The 7,810-nt window shown below is 67.7% G+C and carries 5 protein-coding genes and 1 pseudogene; 1 reads left to right on the top strand and 5 read right to left on the bottom strand.

Annotation, left to right across the window (positions count from 1 at the left end; all coding sequences use genetic code 11):
- Positions 1 to 112: 112 nt before the first annotated feature.
- The 5 genes from SJH88_RS17720 to SJH88_RS17740 form a co-directional block, all read right to left on the bottom strand.
- The gene (locus SJH88_RS17720; protein WP_042418402.1) at positions 113 to 1,060 is read right to left on the bottom strand and encodes a diguanylate cyclase domain-containing protein; all 948 of its coding nucleotides are present in this window, start codon (positions 1,058 to 1,060) and stop codon (positions 113 to 115) included.
- 8 nt (positions 1,061 to 1,068) lie between these two features.
- Entirely contained in the window at positions 1,069 to 3,867 is a 2,799-nt protein-coding gene (locus SJH88_RS17725) for a response regulator (protein ID WP_274755240.1), read from the bottom strand.
- Positions 3,868 to 4,100: 233 nt separating this feature from the next.
- Positions 4,101 to 4,826 (bottom strand): response regulator transcription factor, encoded by a 726-nt coding sequence (locus tag SJH88_RS17730; RefSeq protein ID WP_043381862.1) that lies wholly within the window; start codon positions 4,824 to 4,826, stop codon positions 4,101 to 4,103.
- A 173-nt stretch (positions 4,827 to 4,999) separates the two neighbouring features.
- Positions 5,000 to 6,466 (bottom strand): serine/threonine protein kinase, encoded by a 1,467-nt coding sequence (locus SJH88_RS17735; protein ID WP_274755241.1) that lies wholly within the window; start codon positions 6,464 to 6,466, stop codon positions 5,000 to 5,002.
- A 76-nt stretch (positions 6,467 to 6,542) separates the two neighbouring features.
- The gene (locus SJH88_RS17740) at positions 6,543 to 7,298 is read right to left on the bottom strand and encodes a metallophosphoesterase family protein (protein ID WP_274755242.1); all 756 of its coding nucleotides are present in this window, start codon (positions 7,296 to 7,298) and stop codon (positions 6,543 to 6,545) included.
- Between the two features lie 203 nt (positions 7,299 to 7,501).
- Here SJH88_RS17740 and SJH88_RS17745 point away from each other — a divergent pair.
- Positions 7,502 to 7,810: pseudogene (locus tag SJH88_RS17745) on the top strand (2'-5' RNA ligase family protein); the annotation flags it as partial.

The following is a 7,810-nucleotide window of genomic DNA, read 5'->3' on the forward strand; positions in this document are numbered from 1 at the left end:
CACCTTGCCGCGCCCCGAGGCCACCACGGCGCGCTGCACGTGGCGGGATGCCCACGGCAACGTGGTGCCCGAATGCCGCGTGCGTGGGCGCTGCTAGGCGCTCGCCCGCCGGCTAGTCCTCGCTGATGATCCGGTTGCGGCCGCCGCGCTTGGCGCGGTACAGGCGGGCATCGGCCAGGGCCAGCAACTGGTGGCTGCCGGGCACTTCCTGCGGCGTGGCCGCGGCCACCCCCATGCTGACCGTGACGAAATCTGTGGCCTGGGCCTGCACATGGGGCATCTGCAGCCCGGCAATCGCGGTCTGGATGTCGTGGGCCAGCTTCAGGGCGCCGGAGACCGGGGTGTTGGGCAGCAGGCAGACGAATTCTTCACCACCGTAGCGCGCCACCATGTCACCAGGGCGCTGCAGGCACTGGGCGATGGCCTGGGCCACCAGCTGCAGGCATTCGTCGCCGCGCAGGTGGCCGTAGTGGTCGTTGAAGGCCTTGAAATCATCCACATCGATCATCACCAGGCCCAGGGGCTGGTTCTGGCGCTGCATGCGGCTGAATTCGCGCGACAGCATGGTGTTGAAGTAGCGGCGGTTGGCAATCCCGGTCAGCCCATCGCTGTGGGACAGGCGCTCCAGCAGATGCCGCTGGCGCACCAGCTCCAGGTGGTTGCGCACGCGGGCCAGCAGCACGGCGGTGCGGAAAGGTTTGGCAATGAAGTCTGCGGCCCCCATGTTCAGGCCGACTTCCTCGGCGCTCATGTCCGAGATGGCCGTCAGGAAAATCACCGGGATGTGGGCGGTGCGTGGCTCGCTCTTGAGACGGCGGAACAGTTCGAAGCCATCCATGCCGGGCATCAGCACGTCCAGCAGGATCAGGTCGGGGTTGTACTGCAGTGCCAGTTGCAGGCCCTCAGTGCCCGAGGTGGCGGTCTGCACCTCGCACAAGGTGCTGATCACGCTGGCGATCAGCGTGGCATTCATCTCCACATCGTCAATCACCAGCACCTTCTGTGCGTGGGTGGTCGCCAGCAAGTGAGGGTGAATGGGCTGCAGACTTGCGTGGGACATGGCGGGGCTCAGGCTTGGGAAAAACACGCTGGGCAGTAGGCGCGCAACTGTGCCACGCCATCTTCCGCGCAATCTGCAATTTGTTGTGCCAGTGTGGTTGTTTGGGCGGCGTCGGCGGCCTTGAGCGCGGTCGACAGGGCGGACGACAGGAAGCCCAGGCGCATCAGCCCGAAGGTGGCCGCCGTGCCGGACAGCTTGTGCGCTTCGGCACGCATGGTCAGCCAGTCGTGCTGGGCAGCCAGGGCGGGCAGGCTGCGCGCCCGCTGCAGGCTGTCGTTGGCAAATTGGGTGACGAGCTGCTGCAGCTTGTCGGGATTGAACAGCTGTGCCAGGGCGTCGATCGCGGAGGCGTCGAACACCAGGGGTTGGGGCGGGCTGGGGGGCGCGGCATCGCTGCCGTCCGGGCGGTCGGTGGGCGCCCCAGGGCTGGCGGCCAGCCATTGCTGCAATGCGGCGTGCAAGGACGACTCCAGCAGAGGCTTGGACAGGTGGGCATTCATGCCGGCGGCCTTGCTGCGCTCCATGTCCTGCACCCCGGTGTGGGCGGTCATGGCGATCACCGGCACGGATTCGAAGCCGGGCATCTGGCGCAGGGCCTTGGTGGCGCTCAGGCCATCCATGTGCGGCATCTGCACGTCCATCAGGATGCAGTGGTAATGGCCCGGGCCCACGGCCTGCAGCCGCAGCAGGGCCTGCACGCCATCCTCGGCCGCCTCGGTCTGCAGGCCGGCCGCGTGCAGCATGCCCTCGACCACTGCGCGGTTGAGCGGGTGGTCGTCCACCACCAGCACGCGCTGTCCCTGCCAGGTGGTGGGCGTGGGGGCGTGCGTGCGCTGCACGGGTGTGCGGGCGGGCTCCAGCAAGGCGGTGAACCAGAAGGTGCTGCCCTGGCCCAGCTGGCTTTTGACGCCGGTTTCTCCGCCCATCAGCTTGGCCAGCGCGCGCGAGATGGTCAGCCCCAGCCCGGTGCCTCCGAAGCGGCGGGTGATGGAGTTGTCGGCCTGCTGGAAGGCCTGGAACAGCAGGGGCATGCGGTCGGCGGGAATGCCGGGGCCGGTGTCCTGGACGCTGGCGTGCAGGATGATGCGGTGCAAGGTGCTGCTGGGGGCCAGGTGGATGGCGATGCGGATCCAGCCGGAGGCCGTGAACTTGATGGCGTTGTTCACGTAGTTGAGCAGGATTTGCGCAATCCGGTGCGGATCACCGCGCAAGCTGTCCGGCACCTGGGGGGCGATGTGGTAGTCCAGCGCCAGGCCTTTGTGGCTGGCATCTTCGCGGCACATGCTCAGCACATCCAGCACCACGTCATGCAGGCTGAAATCGGTGCTTTCCAGCTGCAGCTGGCCGGCATCGATCTTGGAGAAATCCAGCACTTCATTGACGATGCCGCGCAGGTGCTGGCTGGCGCGCAGCACGCTTTGCAACTGCTCGTGCTGCGTCTCGGGCAGGTTGGCCTTGAGCAGCAGCTGCGTCAGGCCCAGGATGGCATTGAGCGGGGTGCGGATCTCATGGCTGATGCTGGCCTGGAGATTGGATTTCTCCTGCGCCACCAGTTCGGCCTGGCGCTTGGCTTTTTCCAGCGCCAGGGACTGCATCACCTCCTTGGTCACATCCAGCCAGACGCCGTTGAAGACCACGCAGCCATCGCCTTCCATGTGGGGGTTGGCGCGGGTCTTGATCCAGCGGGTGACGCCGTCGGCCATGCGCATCGAGACATCGAAGTCCACCGGGGTGAGCGTCTGTGCGCTGTCCTGGAAGTGTTGCCGCGCCGTGGCGGTGGCGTGGGCGTCGTAGTGCTTGATGATCTGGGCCACCGTGCCGGTCTGGGTGTCTTTGTCCTCGCTGGCGCCCATGCCCATTAGCTGGGCCCACTGGGGGCTGACGAAGGTCAGCCGCCACGCGCCATCGGGTGTCATGCGCATCTGGAACACCGCGCCCGGCAAAGCGCTGGTCAGCTGCAGCAACTGGTCGGTCAGCAACTGGTTGTTCTGGTGCTGGACCAGGGCCTGCTCCAGTTGCTCAGCCTCCTGCAGCGACTGGCCGAAACTTTGCAGGGCCCGTGCCATGGAGCCGATCTCGTCTTGCCGGTGTTGGTCGGCGATGGGCGTGTCGTACTGCTGCCGGCTCATGCGCTGCATGCTGCGTGTCAGCCGCCCGATCGGGCGCGACACATGCAGCCAGGCGATCCAGGCGGTGCCGGCGCACAGCAGCAGCAGGCTCAGCCAGCCAGCGCAGGTGGCCTGGCGGATGGTCTGGGCCGTGTCCATGGCCATCTGTTGCGTGCTGTGGGTCAGCACATGCTGGGCGTCCACGCGCAGGGCTTCCACTTCGGTGTGCAGCAGGCCGAGGGCCGGGTTCAGGCTCAGGGTCAGGCTTTGCAGGGCCTGATCGCTGTGCCAGTGCAGGGTTTGCTCAATGATGCGGCGGGCGATTGCAAAGCTGTGGCGCGCCTGCATGAGCACGGTATCCAGGCGGAGTTCATAGCCCGGCAAGGCCGGGTACAGGCTGTGCAGGGTGCGCTCGAACGATTGCTGGGTCTGGTCAAGCTGCTCGGCGCTGGCCTGTGCCTGCCCGGTGCCCGGGGCCCTCAAGCTGGCATGCACCAGGCTGGAGGCGTCGGTCAGGTGCTGGCGCACCTGGCTGACCTTGTCCGCCACCAGGACTTGCTGGTCCAGCAGGGCGTGGTACTGGCCCTCGATGCGCTGCATGTGCCATGTGGCATACAGCGTGATGATGCTCGATACCGCACCCAAGCAAGCGACCAGGGCAACGATTTTGGCAGTCAGGCTGGAAAAGGAAAGCTTCATGGCCAAGGGCGCGGCATGGGCGGATGGAACAGGGCGGTGCGGCAGACCCGCTGTCACAGGGTGGCGGACCTAATGGGGCTCAAGTATGGCAGGCACAGCCTGTAATGGGGCTGGCGATGGTGCCTGCTGCCGACGGACGGGGTTGGCCCAGCTCCCGCGATGGCCGTGGGCGGGCGCTGCGCGGACCGCGTGCCGGATCGGCATGCCCGTCGCCGTGCCTGCCGGGGGCGGCCCTAGGCCGTGGGTGCTGTGGCCGCTTCCGGGGCCGGCAGGATTTCCATGCGGTAGCCCAAGCCGTAGATCGCGCTGAGCTGGTAGATCTGGCCCTGACCATGGAACTGGCCCAGCTGCAGCTTGGTGCGCAGGCGCGAGGCGTGGGTGTCCAGGGTGCGCGAAGGCGTGGGGGTGATGCTGCCCCAGACCGCTTCGGTCAGGTGGTTGCGTGACAGCAGGCGGCCGCAGTTCTGGAACAGGAACTCGGCCAGCTCGTACTCACGGTGCTTGAGCTCGATCGGCTGGTCGTGCAGGTACACCGTGCGTGCCACGGGATCAAGCCGGTAGGGCTCGAAGTCCAGGCGCATGGTGGTGACGTCGGGGTAGGCGCGGCGCATCAGGGCGGTGACGCGGGCCATGAGCTCCTGCACGCGCAGGGGCTTGATCATGAAGTCGTCTGCCCCGGCATGGAAGGCGGCGACGATGTCCTGTTCCTCGTGGCGCTGGCTGGCAAACAGGATGGGCAGCTTGCTGCCGCCCGCTTCGCGCAGGGCGCGCACCACGTCAATGCCACTCAGGCCCGGAAGCAGCCAGTCGACGATCAGCAGGTCAAAGCTTTCGCGACGCATGGCGCGCAGCAGGTCTTCGCCCGTCTCAAACAAGATGGTGGCATGACCCATTTGGTGAATCGTGGCCTCCACCAGCCGTAAAAAAACCGTGTCGTCGTCGAGAACAGCAATGCGCATGGTGGCGTTTGTAACAAAAAATTTCACATGATGGTGTGCGGCAATGCAAATGAATGCAAAAACGCCAGGAACGCCCGATGCAGGGACCCTTTCTCAGGCCCCATTTTGGCCCAGGATGGAGCGCTCGCCCGCCGAAGTGCACGCTTCAAGTCTAGCGAAAGAGTGCGTGCCAACTAAGTGGTGGGGGTGCTGGCGTGACCGGTGTGCAACTGTCCCAGGGCTTCGAATGGCAATTGCTGCTTGACCAGGATGACGGTGCACGGGGCATCGCGGGCCACACGCATGGGCACCGTGGCAATCAGGCGCTGCATGTGCAGGCCGTGCGTGGCCGCGCCCAGGATGATCAGCCCGACGCTGTTGCCCTCGGCATAGCGCACCAGGGCCTGGGCCACGTCGCTGGCTTCGAGCACGTGGAAGCTGATGCCGTGGCCGGCGCTGTCCAGCCCTTGTGCCCACTGCTTGAGCTGGGCCAGGTGCGTGCGGTGCAGCTGGGTTTCGCTGCGCCGGCTGTCGGTGCTGCTGCTGGCCGAGGGCGAGATCACGGTGACCACCGCCAACCGGGCCCCGGGGCGGGTGGACAGCGAACGCGCCACGGCCTGGCGCAGGCTGTAGAGGGTGGCGTCGCTGACGTCCTTGTGCGGCAGCGCCACCATCAGGATCGGCACTTCGGAGATCTGCTGCGTGGGCAGTGGGCTGGGGTGGTACGCCATGCCGGCCGCGCGGATCCAGCGGCGCAGCTGGCCCCACAGCGGCAGGCCGCGCAGCCGCAGGCCACGGCGTGTGACCGGGACCTGCTCGGGATTGGCCAGGTCGAAGGCCAGCTCGGCCGCCGTGGCATAGCGGTTGGCGGCCTCGGGCTCCAGGCAGCGCAGGATGATCTCCTGCAGCCAGTCGGGCACGTCGGCGCGCAGGGCGCGCGGCGGCGTGGGGGCCATCCACATGCGCTGGCGCAGGCCGCCATCGGTGCTGGGGTTGCCGAAGGGCAGCTCGCGCGTGGTCAGCTCGTAGAGCATGACGCCGATGGCGAAGATGTCGCTGCGCAGGTCGCCGCGCACGCCCACGATCTGCTCGGGCGCCATCCAGGCGGGGGAGCCCACGGCCTTGCGCAGCTCTTCGGCCAGCAGGTCGGGGTAGTGGGCATGGCAGGACAGGCCGAAGTCCAGCAGTACGGCGTTGCCGTCGTCCTGGATCAGCACGTTGCCGGGCTTGAGGTCCAGGTGGCAGCAGTTCTGCTGGTGCAGGCTGTGGGCGGCCTGGGCCATGGCGGCGCCCAACTGGGCGATGGTGGCAATCGGTTGCGCGCCGGGCTGGTCCAGCCAGTGCTGCAGGGTGTGGCCGGGCATGTGCTCCATGACCAGGTAGGGCAGGCGCAGCAGGTCGCCGGCGGCGACAAAGCGGGGCACGTGGGGGCCGTGCAGGGCCGGCAGGATTTGCAGCTCCATCTCGAAGCTGACGATGTTCTCGGCCCCGTCGCCGGCCGTCATGCGCGGGATCTTCATCACCATCGGGAAGCCCGGGCTGCTGCCGGGGCTGCGCGGCTGGGCGTAGGTGACGGTGTAGATGTGGGCCATGCCGCCGGCATGGATGCAGTCGTGCACCAGGAAGCCGTCGACTTCGGTGCCGGGTGCCAGTTTCTTCATGGCCGTGCTGTTCCCTGGTGCTTCGGGGATCGGTGGCGGGCGCCCAGGCCCGGGCGGCGGGGCAGGGTCTGCGGGCTCATCGGCCTTGCTCCAGGCGCTCGGCAAATTCCGGCGGCATGCCGCTGCGCTGCACGGCCTGTACGGCGGCCGCATGGTCGTAGGGCACGCGGTAGAAGGTCAGGGTGGCGGCGCTGTCGTCGTACAGGGCGTACATGGCGCGCAGGTCGCCGTCGCGCGGCTGGCCGCAGGCGCCGACGATGCCCAGCCACTGGCGGTGGCTGGGCACGGGAATGGGCACGCCGGGCTGTGGCACGAAGCGCATGAGCTTGGCCGTGGGCGTGAGGTAGTACAGCGCCTGCTGGTGCACATGGCCGCTGAAGACGTAGCGGATGCCGGGGTCCAGGTCGCTGGCAGCGGCCATGCTGCGCTCGGCCATGACGCTGTTTTCGACGTAAGGCCAGCGCTCGGGGTGGTGGGCGCTGGCGTGTACCAGCAGGATGCGGCCGTGCGGGGCCAGCAGCGGCAGGTGCTGCAGGAAGTCCCGGTGGTGGCGGCCCAGCTGGTCGTGCGTCCACTGCGCGCCCTGTTCGCCCTGGTGCTGGATGTGGCTGGGCGGGTGCAGCGCCACGTCATCGTGGTTGCCGCGCACGGCCCAGGCGCCCTGCTCGACGGCCTGCATGACCGTGTCCAGTACCTCGACGGGCGAGCCACCGTAGCCGACCAGATCGCCCAGGAACGCCAGCTGCGTGGCGGACTGGGCGCGGGCGTGGTCCATGCAGGCCTGCAGGGCCTGGAGGTTGGCGTGGATGTCGGAGAACAGGGCCAGTTTCATGGACGACATGCTGCGCCTTCAAGCTGGCGGCTGGCTTGCAGTGCGCCCTGGGGCTTTCCCGGGGATTGGAAAAGATAGCTGGTTGCGCTTGCTCAATGGGCGTTTTCCATGCAAATGGCCATGAAATCCAGCCATACAGCGCGCAAGCAGCTCCTTTTTATGAATCCCGAGGGGACGGGGTTTGCTGGCACACTGCGCAGGCCATGCCACCTGCCGCCCCCGCTTTCACCCAGGCCTGCGAAGACCGCGACTTTACCGAATGGCACCAGGGCTGCGCTTGGTGTGCCGTCTGGGTGCTGTGGCTGCGCGCGCCGGCGCTGGCGCAGCGGGTGCAGCGGGCGCGCCAGGCCTTGGGGCCCCGGCTGTGGCCGGGTTATGCCCGCCAGCCGCATGTCACGGTGGCCTACCGGGGATTGATGGCGCAGGGTGCGGGCCCAGCGGCCGCCACCTTCGGGGTGGCGCAGTTGCGCGCCGACATTGCCCGCCTGCAGCAGGCGCCGGCGTGGCCGCGG

The organism is Comamonas sp. GCA5 (assembly GCF_036541385.1).
GTDB classification, from domain to species: Bacteria; Pseudomonadota; Gammaproteobacteria; order Burkholderiales; family Burkholderiaceae_C; genus Comamonas; species Comamonas aquatica.

Bases quoted from the DNA above. Each gene is read 5' to 3' on its own strand.
- SJH88_RS17730 (WP_043381862.1), bottom strand. From the start codon at position 4,826: ATGCGCATTGCTGTTCTCGACGACGACACGGTTTTTTTACGGCTGGTG.
- SJH88_RS17740 (WP_274755242.1), bottom strand. From the start codon at position 7,298: ATGAAACTGGCCCTGTTCTCCGACATCCACGCCAACCTCCAGGCCCTG.
- SJH88_RS17720 (WP_042418402.1), bottom strand. From the start codon at position 1,060: ATGTCCCACGCAAGTCTGCAGCCCATTCACCCTCACTTGCTGGCGACC.
- SJH88_RS17725 (WP_274755240.1), bottom strand. From the start codon at position 3,867: ATGAAGCTTTCCTTTTCCAGCCTGACTGCCAAAATCGTTGCCCTGGTC.
- SJH88_RS17735 (WP_274755241.1), bottom strand. From the start codon at position 6,466: ATGAAGAAACTGGCACCCGGCACCGAAGTCGACGGCTTCCTGGTGCAC.